The sequence below is a fragment of the Prosthecobacter sp. SYSU 5D2 genome, assembly GCF_039655865.1.
GTDB lineage: Bacteria > Verrucomicrobiota > Verrucomicrobiia > Verrucomicrobiales > Verrucomicrobiaceae > Prosthecobacter.
On the sequence record NZ_JBBYXL010000007.1, the window covers coordinates 259,871 to 279,561 of the forward strand.

The following is a 19,691-nucleotide window of genomic DNA, read 5'->3' on the forward strand; positions in this document are numbered from 1 at the left end:
CCAACTCATGAAATCGCTCCCCTTCATTTTTGCTCTTCTTCTCAGCGGGTGTGTCTCCAGCATGGGTTGGCGTAAAATGCTGGCTGACGATCCTCATCCCCCACTAAGCAGCCTGCCAGAAGTTGCTTTGCTGAAGGTGGAAGATGGCAAGGTGGTAACAAGGGTCACGAATACGATGGATGAACCGATCAGCTATTATGGGTATGCTGCCGGAAAGCCCGCAACCTATCTGGAAGAACGTCACTTCGGACGCTGGGTGGATACGATGTACACGTGGTCTGGTACTGGGCTGGAAAAGCGATTTATTCCATCCAAAGGCTTTCAGGATTTCTCGATATTTGAGGGTTCTTCCCGGCGGAAAATGAGGACCTATGTGATCTTGACATCAGAGGATCAGAAGCAGGAATCTTTGGTCTTGGTTTCTGGTCACTGATATTCAGATTTTAGCAGTCTATGCCCATAATAATGTCCGCCACAATCTATGATTTGAAGATTGATTATTTCGTCTATCGGACCTGATTGTCTCATGAACCTTGAATCCATCAAAGAGCGGATTGCTAGTCTGTCGCTGGATGAGCGTCACGAGCTGATGGGTTACTTGATTAATCTCCGCGAGCAGGAATCGTATTCTCCGTTGGAGGCTGGGAACAATGCCAGCGCCTGGCTCACATCAGCCAAAGGCATTGTCAAACTTGAGGAAGGGGAAACGGTGGATGACATCTTGATGGCGCGTTGGAATGGACGTTGATTGAAGGTGCACAGCCGCTTTATGAAACTGCACTCCATCCAGACTTTAGCCATCTAGGAGATTGCATCCCAGGAGAGCGGGGCGTGGTGGGACCGGGGGTGGAGCACGGGGTTTTACAAACAGCCGGTTTTGCAACCTCTTTGGTTAGATCATTATGCCAGGCATGCTCGCGGGATGGGCTTTTCAGATTTTGAAGATGCCTTGCAGGCAGCCGCAGCTGAATCCTGCAGAGCGGATTGTATTGTCACCCGCAACACCTCAGACTTTCGCCAAAGCAAGGTTCGTGCAGTTTCGCCACAGGTGTTTTTAGAGCAGTTTATTCAACCTCCCCCGCCTCAAAAGCCCACCACGTAGAAGTACTTCTGGGAAACGAGATCGGCTTCTTTCATGGTGATCCAGCGTTCCTTGTAGCGCTCGCCCCAGCTGTCGCTGAAGGCGATTTCGCCGGTCTCTTTGTTGTAGCCGATGATGAGCACGACGTGGCCGGATTCACTGTCCGGCATCAGCACGTTGTCGGCGGTTTCGGCCTCCAGCTTTTTTTTCCAGGCGGTCCATTCGGCCACGGATTTCCGTTCATCGGTTCGGCGGCTCGCCGTTTCATTGAACAGCTTGGTGCTGCTGAGCGCCCACATGACGGGAATGCCTTTCTCAATGTGCTTGGCGATGTCGCGCACGGCCATCTTGCCTTCCCAGGTATCAAATGAGCGGCCTTTGGCTTTGATGTGACGGCCAACACCGGCCAGGAGTTTGGAGACGCTGGTGCCGCCGCCATAGCCGGTCTCCCCGGCGTTGGCCAGGATATACATGTCCGCAGCCACGCCCAGGTAGCGCATGGCGCGCTCCGCAGTGGCAGGCACGCAGTAGCCCTTGGGTCCCTGGTCCACCATGGGGATGTCCTGGATGACGACATCGCCGTTGGGCCGTGTCTCCACATTTTTGCTGGCACGCTCGCGGATGACCACATCGGGCACCCGGGTGGATTTGCCGCCGGCATCGGCAAACGCGGCCGGGACGATCTGGATGCCGACATACTCGCCTTCCGCCTCAGCCAGGAGGATGGCGTGGTCACGCCAGTCCCAGCGCTGCATATTCATGCGCCCGGTTTTGCCTTCGCCGAAGCGTTCTTTTCGCGGCGGGCCGAGCTTGGCAGAAATGGTGTCGGAAAGAAGCTTCAGATCCGCATCCATGGCCTTTTTGACGATCTTCTCCGCTTCAGCCGGCGGAGTGTTCTTGTCGAAGTGATCCTCACCGCTGCCGCTGGCACTGAAGAGATCGCCCTTGTTGGCAAACACCAGGGAGATGCTGGAGGTCTTACCCTCATCTTCATAGAGCGCCACGGAATAGGGGCGTGTGCCGAAGAAACGATAGTCAGCCGGCGGATAGGCGCGGTAGCTGCCCTGGTTGGAGGTCTGGGACTCCCGGCGCAGTTTCAGGCGCCCGGCCACAGATTCTCCAGGGCTTTCCCACAGGGAGACATCGCCAAAAACTTCCTGCCCGGCCAGGGCATTAACCGTGGCGGCATCCAGGTTTGCATTGGGTCCCACTGCTGGTGTGCCGCCCAGAGGCGTGGAAACCGTTGCCGGGGCGGTGGGTGCTGGGGACCACTGGCGGATGTAGTCCTGGTCTGCCTGGCTGAAGGCAGTCACCGGGACGGTGAACTGGCCGCCGTCTTCACGGCGGATCGTCGCCTGGCCATTGATCACGGAGATCAGTGCGGCCTTGATGCTCACCCCTTGCGCATTGGTAAAGGAACGCAGTTCCTGGGCCGTGGCGGCATACGCCGGAACAAGCAGGAGAAAGGCACAGACAAAGGGTTTCATTCTCCCAAAATAACCAATCTCCCTTTTAGGAGCAAGCCTGAGTCTTCTAAGGATCTAAAATTTCGCATCTTTCCTGGCAGCAGGGTAAATCGGCGCTGGCAGCAAGCCTCGGCTATGCCAAACATCCTGCATGAAACTGCTCTCCATCCAGACATCCGCCATTCAGGAGATTTCATCCCGGGAGAGCGGCGCGTGGTGGGACCGCGCCTGGAGCACCGGCTTTTACAAGCAGCCGGTTTTGCAATCTATTTGGTTAGGCTATGAGGGGTTGAAGGGCGACCAGCAGGCCGACCGGCGGTATCATGGAGGGGCTGAAAAAGCCGTCTGTGTCTATTCCCTGGAACACTATCCTTACTGGCAGCAAAAGCTGGGCCTGGCAGACCTGCCGAACGGGGCCTTTGGGGAGAACTTTACCACCACCGGCCTGTTGGAGACGGAGGTCTGCATTGGGGATGTGTACAGCATTGGCGAGGCGCGGGTGCAGGTGTCGCAGCCGCGCCAGCCTTGTTGGAAGCTGGCCCGCCGCTGGCAGGTGAAGGACCTCACCGCCCAGGTGGAGCGCACCGGCTTCACAGGTTTCTATTTCCGCGTGCTCCATCACGGCACCGTCAGCGCGGGGACTGAATTCACCTTGTTGGAGAGGCCCTGCCCGCAGTGGAGCATCGCCCTGGCCAATGAGATCATGCATCACCGGCGCGGGGACAAAGAAGCCGCCCGCGACCTGGCGCAGTGCTCGCTGCTCTCCGCAAGCTGGAAAGACTCCCTATGGGCCCGCGGCTCGCTTACCGTCGCAGACCAGGAGGCGGCGAAGCAGCAGCGGACAGGCAATGCCACTTGAAGCCTGGAATACGCATCCCTTACTGCCTGCTTTGGCTCGCAGCCGTCTTCGCTGCGCGCTCGACCCTGCGATAGAGGAATGCATCGCTGGTGAGTAGCGAGGTAATGAGGGCCTTCATGCTGCCTCCGTTGTCGCGGTAAGCGCGGTGGGCGGCTTGGAGGACGGGAGCGTCGTTAAGGGTTTCGTTGCGACCCATCCAGAAGCGGAAGGCATGGCGGACGAAGACTTGCTCCACGCGTTCGCTATTGACCAGCTTGGTAATCATTTCGAGAGCGTTGGCCACGGGACCATCGAGTGCGGGATCGCCGCTGTCGATGATTTCTCCAGTGGCATCCACAGGCTTTTCGTGCTCGGTGGTGCGGAAGATGCCGACGTGGTCATACATCTCAAAAGGCAGTCCCAGCGGGTCCATCTTCTCGTGGCAGGTCCAGCAGTATTGCTGCTTCGTCACTCGCATGCGCTCACGCAGCGTGCTTTGCGGCTCGACCGGGAGCTGGGCATCAACGGTGATAGGTACATCGGGAATGCCGCCACCTAGCAGGCGCTCGCGAATCCAGATGCCGCGATGGATGGCGTGGTTGTCCATGGCGTCGGAGTGCGACACGAGCCAGGACGGATGCGTCAAAATGCCAAGGCGCTGACCTTCAGGAGCGGTGGCCAGGATGCGCTCAGGCTTCATGGAGCCACCACCAAAAGTCGGGCGGCTGACGCGGGCGTAGATCTCCGTGCCGGTCAGGTTTGCCTCAGCCACTTCGGTGTTGGCGCCACCGTCACGCTTGCGGTCGCTCCTTGCCTTGCTGACTGCCTTCTCTGCCACCGCGAGCAGTTTCTTTTCTCGCGTGAGCGCTTTTTGCACGGCTTTGTCATCGGGAGCCTTCTTTATTTTAGCTTCCAACTGAGCGACGCCCTCCTTCAGCGCATGGATATCAGCCGTTTCCTTTTGATGCAGTTCGTCCTCGGCCATCTTCTTCGCGGCGACTGCGGCAGCCCTCTCATCCTTCGTGTGTTTCCTGCCGAAGTAGGTGTTGTCCGTCTTGGTAGCCACGACGCGCTGGGTGGTGAGCAGTTGCTTCAGGACATCTTTGTCCTCCTCAAGGATTAACTCGATCAGCCGGTCCGTGCTGGCCGTGGCGTCAAACATCGCGCGGTAATGTGCTTCGCCGCGAGTTGGGACTCCCGTCGCCGCAAGCGCCTTGGTGTCTTTGCAGATGTACCCGGCCAGGTCGTAGTCGAAGTAGTCGCGAAAAAATTGCAGGATGCGCGGCTTGCGAATGCTGTCGTTTTCGAGCATGCGGGTGACTTCGCGCTGCACATCTTCACGCGACTTCATGCGCCCTTCGAGGATGGACTGACGCAGTGGTTCGTCGGGTTTGAGGTAACGCAGCGCATGATTCACCGCCAGTCCCAGCTCCCAGTCTTGCAGCATCACACGGCCATGTTTATCAGGCTTGCCGCTTTCCGCCAACTCCGGCCGGAACAAGGCATCGCGGTCGAGAAAAATGGACGAAAGTCCCATGAAGACGCCATCCTCCTTGCCGACCTTGGCTATGCTGTCCTTGGCGATTTGCTGGTAGTTGTCGGATTCCATCTGAGTGGGCGGGCGGAATGTCAGAGCTTCAAAAAGGTAATCTACAGCGGCACGCATGCGCTCGTCAGTGACTTCGGGTTCCTTGATGAGGTCGAGCACTGGTGTCAGCGGGCGGACGACTTTGGTGTTATACACGATGGACGTTGGCAGTCCGCGCAGATCGCCCTTCGGTTTCACCTTGTCGTAGGTTTTTGGGTCGTCGGTGATCTGTTCCGGCATGCCCACGAGGCTGAGCGGTCCGTAGGCCATGTATTTCAGAATGTCCTCCGCCTTGCCAAGGATCTGCGTGGCCTCGGCGCTGTTGATCGTATAAAAGTCCGGGTAGTTCTTGAAGCCGGTTTTACGGGCCGAGGAGAGTACTGCGGGCACACTCTTCACCGCTGTGGCGTAGGCCACCGTGCCACCCACCACGCTGGTGATGCGGTCAATGCCAAAGTAGAGCTTCAACTCGCCGCCGTGATTGGTAGGCACGGCATCGCCATGCGTGCGCAGTCCCGGCTTCGCTGGATCAAATTTCGGCTCGGTGTTGATCAGCTCATTAAGCCGGGTGATGTGCTCCTGCGGCGTGACCCGCCAAATGCGTGCGGGTGAGGAGGCGGGCGTCAGCTCGATATCCGGCGGCAGAGGGCCGAAGAGCAAATCGTGATCGACGAAGTTGCCCTTCTTCGGGTCCTGATGCGCGTGAAAGCCACCTTTGTCCTTCATGGCGTGTTGCAGCTCGCCGATGATCCAGTCGGAGAAGCGGAGCCGCTCCACGACCTCCGGCTGGTCGTTCTTTTTCGGCGGCATTTCCTTCAGCGCCACCTGCGCCCAGACGGACTTCCAAACAGCGGCGTTAGTCTCATCTACTGGCCCGAGATCGAGCAGCGAGAGGTCGCCCTTTTTAGCGTCGTCGTCATGGCACTCCAGGCAATGCCGGTCCAGAAAGCCCTGTGCGATGTCTTGGAATCCTCCGCGCACATGCTCGCCGGGTTTGTATGTTTCGGCGGCACCGACGGTCGCGGCGCCAAGCGCGCTTCCAGCCAGGATCAATACCGCGAAAAATGGCGTCTGCATGATCGCGGAAAGGCGTGCCGGAGCGGTGTCTGGCGTGTTAGGTTGAACGGTCGGGGTCCCGGTGATCATGACGGCAGTGGAGCGGGTGCGGTGCATTTTCAGGTGGCGTGGTTTGGTGGCGTATTCCTGAGCAACGGATTCATTTTGCGCCGATACAAAGGACCTCTTTCATCGTGTGCATCCAGAGCCGGCCCTTTGCGTAGCTGAAGGAAGCGAGGGTCCAGGTCTCACCCGCAGATCCGAGGGCGTTGAGGAGCGCACGGATCACACAAGAATCTCTTTGAGGGGACCGCTGCCGGAGTCGAACTTCGCCGCCATCTTCTCGTTCATGTTGAAGCGCTCACATTCAACGCCGGAGACATTCAGCAGGGTCGAGTAGAGGGCGTTGATCGGGCGCATGCCGTCCAACTGGGTGAAGCAGCCTGTTTTAAATACCCCGCCGCAATTGCCCAGAAGCATCACCGGCCAGTTCCTGCCGCTGGTGTGCTGGGCGTCCGCGTTGTTGCTGGTGTAAACGATGAGCGTGTTGTCCATCATCGTGCCGCTGCCTTCGGGCACGCTTTCCAGTTCCTCCATGAGCTTCACGAGCATGCGGCTGTTGTATTGGCGGATCTTGATCCAGATTGGATTGTCCGGCTGCTTCATGTGGCCGAGATTATGGCCCTGCTCCTCGACGCCGACACCTTTCCACGAGCCGAAGATCTCGCCGCGACCGGAGCCGATGGTGAGCACGCTGGTGATGCCGGATTTGAGGGCTGAGACACCGAGGTCCAGCAACACATCATGCCAGTCAGTCTCAAACTCTGGATGGGTATAGCGCTCGTCAACCTTCGGGGCAAAGTTCCGCAGATGCTCGGAAACGCTGCCGAGACGCGTCCGCAGACCGTTGATCTCATTGAAGCCCTTTACATACTGCCCGTAGCGCTGCTGGTCCGCCATCGGCAGACGTTTTCCCTGCTCAGCGGCGAGCTGCTCAATGCGATCAAACATGTCGGATCGCGCCTCATGCTGCTTGCGGATGTCCCCATCAGAAATGCCACCGTAGAGCATCTGGTAGAGATGATTGGGGTTCGAGTGCATGAAGATCGGCTGGCCCGCGCCGCTGGCGGAAAGGTTCGCGACCGTAGGCTTGGCTCTCATGTTTTCCATCGAGTCCATGCCGATGCAGAGATGCGGCAGCAGGGTCTCGGGCAGCACTTTGCTCAGTTCATAATCAATGGTGGGACCGCTGGGCGGCACGCCGTCACTGCCTCGATAACCACCGAGTGCTCCGAAGAATGCGCTATGGGACGGGCTGGTGTGCACGCCGTGCAGACCATTGATGATGTGCAGCCGCTCCTTGAAAGGCTCCAAGAGCTTGACCGGCTCCGGCAGTTTGGCCTTCGCCAGCGAGCCGCTACTCGTCATGCCCGCCGGGATGCAGGTCGCAGGATCAAAGCCCTGATTTTGCAGGAAAAAGATCACCCTCTTTGGGCCGCCGCCAGATGCTCTGGAAGCCGCGTGGCTGATTGCAGGGAAAAAAGGCGCTCCAAACGCCGCACCCGCCGAGGCCGCCATCTGACGGAGGATTTTTCTTCGATTCATCATAACTGTCCTGAAAACGTCCCCGAGGCAGGCTTATTTCATTTCGCCGGATGGGAGGCCCACCGAAAAAGTTCCAAATTTTTCGATAAAGACCCACAGAGCAGGCGTCGAAGGACATCGCTGCATATTCGTCAGAGGTCGGAAAAGCCTTTTGAGCGTTTTTGTGGACAACAAGACATGGCAGGATATGGGTGAAACAGAACAGGCGTATTCTTGTTCCAGTGTTTGACGTAATCCCGGATTACGTAAATCGTTGAAAATCAAACGTCTCCGTAGTTCAATGGATAGAACGAGGGTTTCCTAAACTCTAAATACAGGTTCGATTCCTGTCGGGGATACTCCTTCCAAGGAGTGTCAGACGTTCGTCGGCTGAGGGCTTATTGGGCGGGTTTTGCGGCAGAGCCACAGGCCCAGGGCGATCATCAGCACAGGGAGGACGAATTTCAAAATCTCGGCGGCTTTTTCCACCAAGGCGAGGATGTTACCTTTCCACTCAAACCTGGCCCCCTCTGGAGTGCTCATGTAGAGGTGGTTTTCGCGGTTGCGGATGAGGTCCTGCAGGTTGTGCGGGCCGTAGTAGCGGTCCAGGAGCTTCTGATCTTGGGCCAGTTCTTCCAGACTGAGCACCTGGCCCTCGTCATTGACGGGAATGACCTCCAGATCGGGATCATAAAGGTGCCAGTCGCCATCGTACCAAGCCTCCATGACGACATGGCCCTGCAGACCAACGTGGCGGGCTTTGATGTCGTGGGCCATGGCCAGGTGCAGCAGCAGGTAGGAGGACTGGTCGCAGAAAAGAGAGTAGCCCTGGGAGACAAAACGTCCGGGGTCCCACATGTGGCGGAAGGTGGGGTGCGCATACCCGGCCAGATAGAGGATCCAGTTGCTGCCCAGGTTATGCAGCGCCTCGTTATGGGTGAAACGGTTGACGATGAGATCATACATCACCTGCATGCGGGCGGCGGGGGTGTCAGGCTGGCCGGCCATTTTCGCATCCACCGCCTTCACCAGCGCAGAGTAGTCCTGCACCTGGGTGACCAGGCCGGGCTCAAACAGCTCCCAATCGCGTTTCACATCACTGGCCCCATCGCCAAAGGAGGTCCATTGCCCCAGGCAGGCAACGCCCAGCAGCGTCACCCCCAGGAAAACGGAAATCCAGCCGGTGACCCGGAGAGTTGAAGGGGTGAGGAGAGGCATTCGGTTGGGGGGTTAATCTAAGGCCCGACCGGTTTCCGACGAGTAAAATTTCAGTAAATCCCGGACATCTTTTGCGCAGCGACAGGACGGGATTGAGCTGGCTGTGGGCGCTGACAACGCCGCATCAATGCCATTCATGCAGGGCATGAGCAAAATCCCCTTTGCCAATTTCCCCCTGGCAGGTATGACTTCGCCCCGCACCCAAGCGGCCTAACTTACCCTTACTGACTGAAAATGAGCCAAAAAAGTGACTTCGGATTGATCGGCCTCGCCGTGATGGGACAGAACCTTGTGTTGAACGTGGAAAGCCGTGGCTTCCAGGTGTCCGTTTTTAACCGCACCACCGCCACCACGGATGAGTTCATCGCCAAGCACCCTGGCAAGAAGCTCGTGGGCGCCAAGACCCTGGAAGAATTCGTCCAGTCCCTGGCCACTCCCCGGAAGATCCAGATCATGGTGAAATCCAATGCCGTCAAGGACAGCGACCGCGACGCTGTGGACGCCGTGATCGAGCAGCTCATCCCCCTGCTGGAAAAGGACGACATCATCATTGACGGTGGCAACAGCTACTACCAGACCACCGAGCGCCGCGACAAATACCTGGCTGAAAAAGGCCTGCGCTTCATCGGTGCCGGCGTTTCCGGCGGTGAAGAAGGTGCCCGCAAAGGCCCTTCCATCATGCCTGGCGGCCCTGCCAGCACCTGGGAAGTCATGAAGCCGATTTTTGAGAGCATCTCCGCCAAAGTGGACGGCGAGCCTTGCGTGATCCACATCGGCACCGGTGGCGCTGGCCACTACGTGAAGATGATCCACAACGGCATCGAATACGGCGACATGCAGCTCATCTGCGAAGCCTACAACATCTTCAAAGCCGCCGGTTTCACCACGGACGAGATGGCCAAAGTCTTCAATGACTGGAACGACGGCGACATGCAGAGCTACCTCATCCAGATCACCGGCAAGGCCCTGGAACAGAAGGACCCGGAGACCGGCAAGCCCATCGTCGAGCTCATCGTGGACAAGGCCGGCCAGAAAGGCACCGGCCAGTGGACCCTGCTCAACGCGGCTGAAAACGCCGTCGTCATCAGCACCATCAATGCTGCTGTGGAAGCCCGCATTCTTTCTTCCAAGAAGAAGGCCCGCGTCGCCGCCAGCAAGGAGCTCACCGGCCCGGCCGTGAACATCACCACGGAGAAAGCCGAGCTGGTGAAGAAGGTGCACGACGCCCTCTACGCCTCCAAAGTCATCTCCTACGCCCAGGGCCTGGACCTGATCAAGACCATGGGCGAAGCCAAGAACTGGGGCCTCGACCTCGGCCGCATCGCCTCCATCTGGCGCGGCGGTTGCATCATCCGTGCCCGCTTCCTCAACAAGATCACTGATGCTTATCGTGAAAACGCCGAGCTGAGCAACCTCATGCTGGCCCCCTTCTTCAAGGACCTGCTGAGCAAGACCCAGCAGAACTGGCGCGAAGTGGTCTCCCTGGCCACTCTGAACGGCATCCCGGTCCCGGCCTTCTCCGCCTCCCTGGGCTACTACGACAGCTACCGCGCCGAGCGCCTCCCAGCCAACCTGCTGCAGGCCCAGCGCGATTTCTTCGGCGCCCACACCTACGAGCGCACCGACAAACCCGAAGGCGAATTCTTCCACACGGAATGGCCTGAGGTGATCGGGTAAATTCGAATCAAATCCAATCAAGGTGTGAGGGCGTCCCGCCCTCAATATGAGGCCAGGATGGCCTCCCTCCTTGTGAGCGGCTGAGGAAACTCAGCCGCTTTTTTGTGGTCTGGCAGGACGCAGGGAAATGAAAGTCCCCGGCCCGCGCCCGCTGCACTGCTCCCACCAGCGCGGCGCTGCCGACTACAAAAAGGCTGATGCCCCCCGCCTCCTTTACCAGCAGTCCTGCGAGATATACCAGCACCGGCAGGGTGATGATACTGCCGCCTGCACCCGTGAGGCCCAGGGACAGGCCGATGAAAACCGCGCCGCTGAGGGTGAGCGTGTTCATGGCTGGCGGCGCTCCGGTTTCAGCATTCGCGAGAACAGACGGTGATACGAATGCACGGCCTGCACCTCCTGGCCATCGCGCTGCACCGGGTATCCTTCATTGGCCCAGGCAAAGATGCCGCCCTCCAGATTGCACACCTGCTGGATACCCGCTGCCTGCATCCGCCGGGCGAGTTCGCAGGCGCGATAACCTGCGGCGCAATAGACCACGTAGCGACTTTGCGGATCCAGTTTTTTCAAAACGCCTTCCTCCACCGTCTCCGCATTCACATGCAGCGCACCAGCGAGGTGGCTCACGGCAAATTCTTCATCTGAGCGTGCATCCACCAGCACCGGCGCGGGGCGTGTTTCATCCTCCAGCCACTCTTGAAGCACGGCCGGTGGCATCTGAGGCACATCCGGAAACCGGTCCCGGATGACGGAGACCGCCCAGGCCGCGCCACGGCGATGGTCCATCATCCACCACAACAGCCCCGCCGCCACGCCGATTCCGGCGAAGCCATACAGGGTATAACGGGTCCAGTTTTGCATGTGTGGTATCGGTTATTCGAACTTGATGTAGGCATACCCCATGAGTTGCAAGTCCACCAGCCGGGGAAAAGCGCCCACCACCAGTTTCACCCCGGGCATCAGCTCCGTGGCTTTCACGCCCTTTTGCTGCATGGTGTTTTCACAAAGCTCGATCTGCACGCCACGTCCGGTCAGCTCGGCCAGGATCTCGCCATTAGGATTGGCCGCATGCTCCGCCTTCAGGCGGCTGCGTGCTTCGGGATTCACAACGGCGTTGATGCCGGTGCCATGATAGACCAGATGCAGCTTCACCTGGTCTGCGGCGATGCCCTGTTTCTCATAGGTGTTGATGAGCTTGCGGGCATAAAACAGACCTTTGTTCACGCCTTCATGCTGAAGGTCATCGGTCACCTGATAAACGATCCGCAAGTTTTCCCGCACTTGAAGGGGAATCGTTTCCGGCACAGGCTCCGCAGCAGGCGAGGGTTTCGCCCAAAGAAGTCCAAAGGCGAGGAGGGCGAGGAGGCAGGGTGTTGTTTTCATGTTGGAAAGAGAAGTTGTCTATTGGCGGCGTGAGTTGTCATGGACCGGATCAAAAAGTGATCTGGAGTGTGCTGACGATGAGATGGCTATGCACCCAGTCGCCGTTGTTCCAGAAGCTCTGCACCCCATATCCGGTGATCAGGTTGGAATGCGGACTGAGTTTGAAATTCAGCGCCAGGGGCAGCAGCCGGTTCTCGCTGACGCGGTCCAGCGTCGTGTCATAAAACAGCTCATCGCTGAAGACCAGGGCGCTGAGAAAGCCCAGGCCCGTGAGCGGAAGTGTGGCCTGCAACCGATGCCTCAGGCGCGGGCGGACCTCATCCACATCTTCGATGTAGCGCAGCTCCAGCCGGTTGCGCAGTTCCCACTCCAGTCCGAAGCCGTGCCAGCGCGGGCTGATTTCTAACTCAGGCCGGTGCATGTCCACAAACTCATCCGTGCCCAAAGGCAGCGTGTGGAGCCAGGTGTAGTTCAGTGAAAGGCCTAACCAGGATTGCGGATCGAACTGGATGCGATGGCTGAGAGTGCCATGGCTGAAATCTCCAAAGTCATCCCGAAAGCGGAACTGCCCGACGGCGACAAGGTCCAGCTTTTCCGTATCCAGGTACTTCACGCTGGTGAAATTCCACGTCTGCCAGTCGCCATCATCCGCCGCACGCCCAGCAGGCATGGCAAAGACGGATAGAACAATGACGATCCAAAGGCAGCGCCAGATCGGAACTGGCGAGGTCATGGCGGCTTTCATTGGAGTTTGCAGTATTCTTTAAAGCAGGAACTGGCTGCGCACAGTCGCGGATATGTCCAGAGGGACCACCCGCAGCGGCTGGCCCATCATGATCGGTGACTGCTCTTTCAGATACCGGCGCACGGCCTCATGGGCATCCACTTCCAGAAGGGTGACATCCGCCACATCCCGCATCCGGCACAGGGTTGTGAGGGCATCGCCTTCGCGTTCGCAGGAGGTGATGGTATAGGCGCGGTCCGCTTCGACGGGATGACCGTTCACTCGCATGTCCACGATCCGTTTCCCTTCTGCTCGATTGGCATAGAAACGAAATGTCAGTCCTGCCGGGCGTGGCACCCAGCCGCCGAAGAGGCGCTTGGTGTTTTTTGAAAATACATTCTCCAGTTCACGCTCGAAGAACTTGAGGAGCTGAGTGCCCGTGACTTTGCCGGTTTTAAGGCGTGAATTGATCGGATAATAATTCCACAGGTCGTTTTCCGTGATGTCTCCTGTATCAATGGGATAGGCGAACCGGAAGCCGTTGGACAGTGCGATTTCGGTTCCGCCTGCCGCAAGCAGGGCATCCGCCAGTACGGCATCGGCAGATGTTTCCACCGGGGCGTAACGGAAGAGAGGCCGCGAGGTGCTCCCGATGACCCGGCCAAGGCTTTCGCGATAGGGGGCCAATGACTTCTGCACAAGAGCCTTCACTTCGGCATCCTCTGCGATCTGGCCGGCACGCAGTTCGATGAGAGTCCATTCCCGCCGGCTCAGGCGGCCGTTTTCGACGAACAGCTCCAGCTTGCCCAGATGCGACCCAAATGCCCCCGCTTCGACCACCCAGGTGTTTCCACGGATGATCGGCTTCTCGGTGCGTTCGTGGGTATCGGCGGACAGGATGACATCCACTCCCTTCAGGCTCTCGGCCAGGGACACGGCCTTGGGCAGGCCGATGTGGGTCAGCAAGACGACAAGATCCGCTTTGCCTTCTTCACTCGCCTCATCCACCAGAGGCTGAAGAATGCCGGTTTCTTCATAGACGATGCCTTCGCTGAATGACGGAGGCTGCCGCAAGGGCACATCAGGATCGGTGAAGCCGATCAAGGCGATCTTTAAACCGTGCGCTTGATGAATGACATAGGGTTTAAACAGCCGCTCACGGGTTGTGGCGTCCCTCATGTTGGCTGCAATGGCAGGGGCTTTCAGCTTGGCGGCTGTCTCCAGCAGCACTTTCTTCCCGTAAATGACTTCCCAGTTTCCTGGCAGCCAGCAGTCGAGTTTCAGCGCATTGATTGGGCCGATCATGGTTTCGCCCTCGCTCATCACCACATGGCCTGAGCCCTGAATCGTATCCCCCAGGTCTAGGGTGATGGTGCCGTCTGGGTTCTCCGCGCGGATCTCTTTCAGCTGTTGGGCAATGCGAGCCACTCCGCCTGCGGGCACGATTTCATCTTTGCCGGATGACCAGTACATCTCCGGGTGTTCTTCGAGCTGCCCGTGGATATCGGCAAAGAATGCCAGGGTGATCTTTTTTGAATCTGGCATGCTGGCAGCAGGAAGGGCGGATGCTGTCATGGCGGCCAGGCCCGTCAGGCACATCTGACGGCGGGTGAAGGATGCGGAGAAAAACGGAAGCCCGAGTTTTGAGTTTGGATCGTGATCAAATTTCATGCGTTCAGTGATAAAAGTTAGTTAGGCAAGTCCGCGCAGCATTCCGTGCCAGTAGAGCTCCGGCAGCAGCAGCAGCCTGCCCACCAGCAAGACGGGGGCCGCCATTCACAAACAAGCCGGTCATGTTAGAGAAATGCGGGGAGATTCCGGGCGAGCATGTAGGCTGCGACGAACCACATCCCGATGGCGAAGACTTTTTGCAGCACCGGGCCTGAGAGGCGTGAACGCAAGGCCCCGCCCGCCAGCATGCCGGCAAAGCCGCCGCCAATGAAAAGCGCGGTGACTGGCATGGGAAACTGCTGCCCGTTGGCGAGATGCGCAGCCACGCCTGAAATGGAGATGAGAAAGATGACGAGCAGGGAGGTGGCCACGGCACGGTGGATGCTCATGCCGGTGACATACAGCAGCGCTGGCACGATGATAAATCCGCCGCCCACGCCAAACAGCCCCGACATCAGTCCCGCTGCGCAACCTGCCGCTGAGAGACGTGCGTAGCAGCCGAGGCCCAGTCCGCCGCCAGACCGCACCACACACGCCCCCGGCACCACACCCTCCCCAGATTTACCCCGCCACATTCGGATGCCGATGAAGGCCATGAGCAGGGCGAATGTGGAGAGCAGCAAGGCGGCCGAAATCTGTGTTCCCAGCCATGCGCCGACAGGTGCGAGCAGCATCCCGGCGGCGGCAAAGACCAGCCCTGCACGCACATCCACCTCCCGCGCCTTCAACCGCAACGCCGCCCCGAAGCCCGCCGTAATGCCGACGGATGCGAGGCTCAGACCGATCGAGGTGCCCACCGGAATGCCCAGGCCGTAGATCAGCAAAGGCACGGCAAAGATGGATCCGCCGCCCCCGGTGAGCCCCAGGGAAACGCCGACGATGAGGCCATAGAGGAGACCGAGCAGGTCATGGGTCCAAAGAGTCATAGGGGATCGGCCTTCCGTTCTTTATTGTTTGTTAGCCACTAACCAGCCAGCAGCCATTCAGTCAGAACCGGTAGTTTTAAGGTCCCCGGCGATTTTTCCGAAAGCGCCATCCACCAGCACGACATCGTTGCTTTCACGGGACAGGAAGGGAGTGGCAAGGCTGGCGCGCAGACCGCTGCCGCAGTGAACATAAAGGCGGCGGTCTTTGGGCACCTCGGCGATGCGTGCGGCAAGCCTGGTGTAAGGAATGTTCAGGGCTCCCTTCACATGGCGCTCCGCGTATTCATCCGCTCCGCGCACATCCAGCACCTGGGCCTGGGGCTGCGCCGCCAGCGCCTCATGGAGCTGGTCCGTCGTGATGTAAGCCTGGGTGGCCATCAGCGCATCGTTCACCTCCTGCGTTTCCGCCAAAGTCACCCAGGCGGCCACATCATCCAGGCCGATGCGCACAAGCTGGCGCACGGCTTCATCCACCTCCGACGGATCATGAACGATGAGCAGGATCTGCGCATCTTCTTGCAGATAGGAACCTGCCACAATGGGCAGCTTGCCACCCGCCAGCGGGGCCAGCAGCGCCCCTTTCACATGGCGTTGCATGAAGGACGTGCGATCCGCCCGCAGGTCCAGAACAGCCGTCTTCGGCGCTCCGATAAACTCGGACAGTTCCGCCATAGTGAGGTGCTTCGGCTGCGGCAGCCTGCCCTCCGGCAGCAGGGCCGGTCCGGCTTTGTTATCCCTCTTCATCCGGGCAAAGTAGAGCGGAGGCGCAGGCTGCCCGGCCAGGATCTCCTTCACAAACTCATCCTCTCCTTCCGTCAGGGCCTTCTTAAAGGCAGAATTAAACTGTCGCTCATAACCCAGCACACTCGTCGGGATGGCCCCCAATGCTTTGCCGCAGGCGCTTCCGGCTCCGTGCGCAGGCAGAATTTGGAGGTGCTCCGGCAGCTCCCCGGTGGCGCGCAGGCTTGAATACAAAGTGCGTGCGCTGGGTTCCATTTTACCCGCCTGTCCGGCGGCGCTTTCCAGCAGGTCCGGACGGCCCACATCCCCCACAAAAATGAAGTCCCCGCTCAGCAGGCCCATCGGCTCCGTGGCACCACCGCCATGATCCGTCACCAGAAAGCTGAGATGCTCCGGTGTGTGTCCCGCCGTGAGCAGCGCCTTGAGCTCGATCTTGCCCACATGAAAGGAATCCCCGTCGCGCAGGAAGTGGGCTTTCGGATTTCCCTGAGCCCATTCAAACTGCCAGTCAGGGCCACCTTCACTGGAAAGGTAGGCCTTTACACCGTGATGCTCCATCAGCTCGCGGGCACCGCTGAGGTAGTCGGCATGAATGTGGGTCTCGGCCACGGCGGTGATGCGCAGGTCGTTTTCAGCCGCCACTTTCAGATAGCGGTCCACATCGCGTTCAGGGTCCACAATGACGGCTTCGCCTGTACGCTGGCAGCCGATGAGGTAAGCGTTTTGCGCCAGGGAGGCGTCGGTGATTTGTCGGAGGAACATGGTCGTGAAGGATTGAGGGTTGGGTCAGTTGACAGCACAGTTTTTGGGTGAGCAGCAGGCCTGGCCGGAAACCCGGTTCCAGGGCATTTTGGAGAGCAGGATGGCCAGCCCGCACCAGCCCGTGCTGCCCGCAAAGAGCAGCCCGGCCCCGAAGAAGGCGCTCAGGAAAACCCAATACGGATGCACCGTCAGCGACAGCACTGCGCCGGTCAGCACACCGGTCCCGATGGCAAGCTGCACCTGCTGCATCAGCGGAAAGACTTTCTTTTCCGCACTGGCCACCGGCAGCCCCGCTGCCTTCCAGGCCTGGATGCCGCCTTCCAAATTTTGAACCTGGCCAAAACCGAGCTTCATCAGTTTTTCCTGGGCTTGCGTGCCACGTTTGCCGCTGCGGCAGTGGATGACAAGCGGCTTGTCTTTAGGAAGCTCGGCGGCGCGCTTTTCCAGCTCGCCCAACGGGATGAGCCGGGCCTCGCGGATGTGCTCCTCGGCGTGTTCCACCGGCTCGCGAACGTCCACCAAGTGGCATTCGCCGTTGGCGATGAGCTGTTTCAGTTGTGAAGGAGAGATCTGGGTTTGCATTGCGATGATGGGTTGAGAGGTTAATCTTTCTTGTGCCGTTAAAACTATATTGCTATATAGCGATATATCAAATACATTTCTTTCATGCCTCGAAAAAAAGATCCTGAACCTCCCAAGCCCCTCATGACCGACAAGGCCCTGGAGCTCATCGCCATGCGCTTCCGTGCGCTGTCCGAGCCCATGCGCCTGAAGCTGCTGAATGTACTCATGCAGGGGGAGCACACCGTCGGCCAGCTCGTGGAGGCCACGGGTTCCGGCCAGGCGAATGTCTCCAAGCACCTGGCCATGCTGAGGGAAGCCGGGATGATCGGCATGCGCAAAGAAGGATTGTCCACGTACTGTTACATCGCGGACGCGATGGTGAATGAGCTTTGCGAGATGATGTGCCGCCGACTGCGCGATGAAATGGAGGCCCAGGCCCGTGCGCTCGCCTTTGATCCCAAGATCTGACGTATCCTTATTTAGAATGCCGGATCTCAAAACCCAGCTCATCACCAAAGCTCATGAACTGGGTTTTGCCGACTGCCGCATCGCCCCGGCCCGCCCGGCGGCACACCGCGAGCTGTATGAGCAATGGGTGGCCGAAGGCAAATATGGCGACATGGCCTGGATGGCGCGCAACATGGACCGCCGCACCGATCCCGGCCTCGTCCAGCCGGGGGCAAAGACGGTCATCGTCCTGGCCATGAATTACTACCAGGGCCCCGCGCCCGCCACGGCTGCGGGCGGCTACCGCATCGCCCGTTATGCCTGGAATGAGGATTACCACGACCTCATTGTCAAAAAGCTCAAAGAGCTGGATGCCTTCCTGATCCAGCATGGCGGTACGCAGCGGTACTATGTGGACACCGGCCCCGTGCTGGAGCGGGACTTCGCCAGCGAGGCCGGCCTCGGCTGGGGTGGCAAAAGCACCATGCAGATCCACCGTCAGCTTGGCACCTGGTTCTTCCTGGCGGAGCTCATCAGCACCCTGGACCTGGCCGTGGACACCCCCGCCCGGGACCTCTGCGGCAAATGCACTCGCTGCATCACTGCCTGCCCCACCCAGGCCATCACCGCCCCGCGCCGCATGGATGCCCGCCGCTGCATCAGCTACCTCACCATCGAGAGCAAAGGCACCATCCCCCTGGAATTCCGCCGCGCCATGGGCGACCGCATTTATGGCTGTGACGACTGCCTGACTGCCTGCCCCTGGAACAAATTTGCCCAGCTCTCCCATGAAGCGGCCTTCCAGGCCCGCGAGCCGGTGTTTAACCAAAAGTTGCGCGACTTTCTCACCCTCACTGAGGCGGACTTCCGCCTGCTCTTTGCCAAGTCTCCCATCAAGCGCATCAAGCGCCCCGCCTTCCTCCGCAACGTCTGCGTGGCGCTCGGCAATGTAGGCACCGCCGAAGACCTTCCCCTCCTGGAAGCCGCCGCCCAGGATGAGCACCCGCTCATTGCGGAGCATGCCCACTGGGCCGTTGCGGAGATCCGCCTGCGCCTCAGCGCATCCTGCACGAAGAAGCAAAAAAGTATGGATACCCATCAGCTTTGAGAAGCACCCCGCCGCCTGAGTGGCTTGGGGCCTGCTTAATCTCTTGGAGATGAGATTCTTCTTCCTATTGGTCAGCCTCATAGCCTTGCCGCTCGGCTCTGCAGCCTCCACCGTCCTCCTTTCCCACTCCGGCTCCGCCAATCCCACGACGCAAGGCTGGAGCCGCGCCTCCACCTCCAATGTCGTGGCTGGAGCTTACAACGACAATGGTCGCGAAGTGTGGCGGGTCTATGATGCCGGCCTCACCACCAGCGCGAACAACCTGAATTACTCAGGCACGTTGAATGCCGCTACAGTTGCCTCCGTCATGGACTCCGGCTGGGAGCTGTCCGCCACCCTCCGCGTCCCCGAGGATGATCCGGACCACAGCATCGCCATGGCAGCAGGCAGCAACATCTGGATCGGTTTCATCATCAATGAAACCGACACCAACCGCCGCGCCTGGGCATTCATGTTCGGCCGCGCAGAGAACGGCGACACCCTAGTCAGTACCTATGGCTCCGGCACACCCCGCACCCTTGCCCCCGGTTATCATGACTACAGCATGGTCTATGACCCCGCCACCGCCCTCGTCACCGTGTCCATTGACGGAGAATTCTGGAAAACTTACGCCGGTGCCTCCTCGAGCAGCAATGGCACCCAGCAGGTCTATTGGGGGGACAACAGCGGCCAGACTTCCACCCAGCCCGGACGCGCCGCTTATTATGAATCGGTTCAATTCGCCTCCGTGCCTGAACCTTCCCGCCTGCTGCTTCTGGGCCTGGGCATCGCAATCCTGGGATTTCACCGCAGGCGCGGCAACCGCGCAATACATTCGTGATTTCCTTGCTCTGGCGTTCAGGCTTTTCACTATAAGC

General features: G+C 59.3%; 19 protein-coding genes and 1 tRNA gene. 8 read left to right on the forward strand and 12 right to left on the reverse strand.

Annotated elements, in window-relative coordinates:
- The first annotated feature begins 7 nt into the window (after positions 1-7).
- Together WJU23_RS13815 and WJU23_RS13820 are read left to right on the forward strand one after the other, a co-directional pair.
- Entirely contained in the window at positions 8-433 is a 426-nt protein-coding gene (locus WJU23_RS13815; RefSeq protein WP_346333176.1) for a hypothetical protein, read from the forward strand.
- 93 nt (positions 434-526) lie between these two features.
- On the forward strand, positions 527-748 hold the full coding sequence (locus WJU23_RS13820) for a hypothetical protein (protein WP_346333177.1): 222 nt from the start codon (positions 527-529) through the stop codon (positions 746-748).
- A 335-nt stretch (positions 749-1,083) separates the two neighbouring features.
- Here WJU23_RS13820 and WJU23_RS13825 read toward each other — a convergent pair whose 3' ends face one another.
- On the reverse strand, positions 1,084-2,568 hold the full coding sequence (locus WJU23_RS13825) for a C39 family peptidase (RefSeq protein ID WP_346333178.1): 1,485 nt from the start codon (positions 2,566-2,568) through the stop codon (positions 1,084-1,086).
- A gap of 130 nt (positions 2,569-2,698) precedes the next feature.
- Here WJU23_RS13825 and WJU23_RS13830 point away from each other — a divergent pair, with 130 nt between their 5' ends.
- A complete protein-coding gene (locus WJU23_RS13830; RefSeq protein WP_346333179.1) occupies positions 2,699-3,406 on the forward strand; it encodes an MOSC domain-containing protein in 708 nt (235 codons plus the stop codon).
- 19 nt (positions 3,407-3,425) lie between these two features.
- Here the strand turns inward: WJU23_RS13830 and WJU23_RS13835 are convergent, their stop codons facing one another.
- The gene (locus WJU23_RS13835) at positions 3,426-6,050 is read right to left on the reverse strand and encodes a DUF1588 domain-containing protein (protein ID WP_346333312.1); all 2,625 of its coding nucleotides are present in this window, start codon (positions 6,048-6,050) and stop codon (positions 3,426-3,428) included.
- 264 nt (positions 6,051-6,314) lie between these two features.
- On the reverse strand, positions 6,315-7,637 hold the full coding sequence (locus WJU23_RS13840) for a DUF1552 domain-containing protein (protein WP_346333180.1): 1,323 nt from the start codon (positions 7,635-7,637) through the stop codon (positions 6,315-6,317).
- Positions 7,638-7,900: 263 nt separating this feature from the next.
- Between WJU23_RS13840 and WJU23_RS13845 the strand changes: the two genes are divergently transcribed.
- Positions 7,901-7,972, forward strand: a tRNA-Arg gene (locus tag WJU23_RS13845).
- A gap of 16 nt (positions 7,973-7,988) precedes the next feature.
- Here WJU23_RS13845 and WJU23_RS13850 read toward each other — a convergent pair.
- Positions 7,989-8,831, reverse strand: a complete 843-nt coding sequence (locus WJU23_RS13850; protein WP_346333181.1) for a hypothetical protein — start codon at positions 8,829-8,831, stop codon at positions 7,989-7,991.
- 234 nt (positions 8,832-9,065) lie between these two features.
- Between WJU23_RS13850 and gnd the strand changes: the two genes are divergently transcribed.
- On the forward strand, positions 9,066-10,508 hold the full coding sequence (gnd, locus tag WJU23_RS13855; protein WP_346333182.1) for a decarboxylating NADP(+)-dependent phosphogluconate dehydrogenase: 1,443 nt from the start codon (positions 9,066-9,068) through the stop codon (positions 10,506-10,508).
- Positions 10,509-10,515: 7 nt separating this feature from the next.
- Here gnd and WJU23_RS13860 read toward each other — a convergent pair whose 3' ends face one another.
- From WJU23_RS13860 to WJU23_RS13895, 8 genes are all read right to left on the reverse strand, one after another.
- Positions 10,516-10,839 carry a sulfite exporter TauE/SafE family protein gene (locus WJU23_RS13860; protein WP_346333183.1) on the reverse strand — a complete coding sequence of 108 codons (324 nt, stop codon included), beginning with the start codon at positions 10,837-10,839 and terminating at the stop codon, positions 10,516-10,518.
- Entirely contained in the window at positions 10,836-11,369 is a 534-nt protein-coding gene (locus WJU23_RS13865) for a rhodanese-like domain-containing protein (RefSeq protein WP_346333184.1), read from the reverse strand. Before WJU23_RS13865 ends, WJU23_RS13860 begins: the two co-directional genes overlap by 4 nt.
- Positions 11,370-11,381: 12 nt before the next feature.
- Positions 11,382-11,891, reverse strand: coding sequence for a DsrE family protein (locus WJU23_RS13870; RefSeq protein WP_346333185.1), 510 nt, complete (start codon positions 11,889-11,891; stop codon positions 11,382-11,384).
- Between the two features lie 49 nt (positions 11,892-11,940).
- Complete coding sequence (locus tag WJU23_RS13875; protein ID WP_346333186.1) at positions 11,941-12,624, reverse strand: DUF2490 domain-containing protein; 684 nt, start codon at positions 12,622-12,624, stop codon at positions 11,941-11,943.
- 30 nt (positions 12,625-12,654) lie between these two features.
- Positions 12,655-14,286 (reverse strand): bifunctional metallophosphatase/5'-nucleotidase, encoded by a 1,632-nt coding sequence (locus WJU23_RS13880; protein WP_346333187.1) that lies wholly within the window; start codon positions 14,284-14,286, stop codon positions 12,655-12,657.
- Between the two features lie 125 nt (positions 14,287-14,411).
- Positions 14,412-15,212, reverse strand: coding sequence for a sulfite exporter TauE/SafE family protein (locus tag WJU23_RS13885; protein WP_346333188.1), 801 nt, complete (start codon positions 15,210-15,212; stop codon positions 14,412-14,414).
- Between the two features lie 57 nt (positions 15,213-15,269).
- Positions 15,270-16,715: an MBL fold metallo-hydrolase gene (locus tag WJU23_RS13890; RefSeq protein WP_346333189.1), complete on the reverse strand. Its 1,446-nt coding sequence runs from the start codon at positions 16,713-16,715 to the stop codon at positions 15,270-15,272.
- 24 nt (positions 16,716-16,739) lie between these two features.
- Positions 16,740-17,297, reverse strand: coding sequence for a rhodanese-like domain-containing protein (locus WJU23_RS13895; RefSeq protein ID WP_346333190.1), 558 nt, complete (start codon positions 17,295-17,297; stop codon positions 16,740-16,742).
- Between the two features lie 84 nt (positions 17,298-17,381).
- On the opposite strand from WJU23_RS13895, the gene WJU23_RS13900 reads away from it, so the two are divergent.
- The 3 genes from WJU23_RS13900 to WJU23_RS13910 are packed head-to-tail and all read left to right on the forward strand — an operon-like array spanning position 17,382 to position 19,654.
- Positions 17,382-17,747 carry a metalloregulator ArsR/SmtB family transcription factor gene (locus WJU23_RS13900; protein WP_346333191.1) on the forward strand — a complete coding sequence of 122 codons (366 nt, stop codon included), beginning with the start codon at positions 17,382-17,384 and terminating at the stop codon, positions 17,745-17,747.
- Between the two features lie 16 nt (positions 17,748-17,763).
- Positions 17,764-18,834, forward strand: a complete 1,071-nt coding sequence (queG, locus tag WJU23_RS13905; RefSeq protein ID WP_346333192.1) for a tRNA epoxyqueuosine(34) reductase QueG — start codon at positions 17,764-17,766, stop codon at positions 18,832-18,834.
- Between the two features lie 49 nt (positions 18,835-18,883).
- Positions 18,884-19,654, forward strand: coding sequence for a PEP-CTERM sorting domain-containing protein (locus WJU23_RS13910; protein ID WP_346333193.1), 771 nt, complete (start codon positions 18,884-18,886; stop codon positions 19,652-19,654).
- Positions 19,655-19,691: the final 37 nt, after the last annotated feature.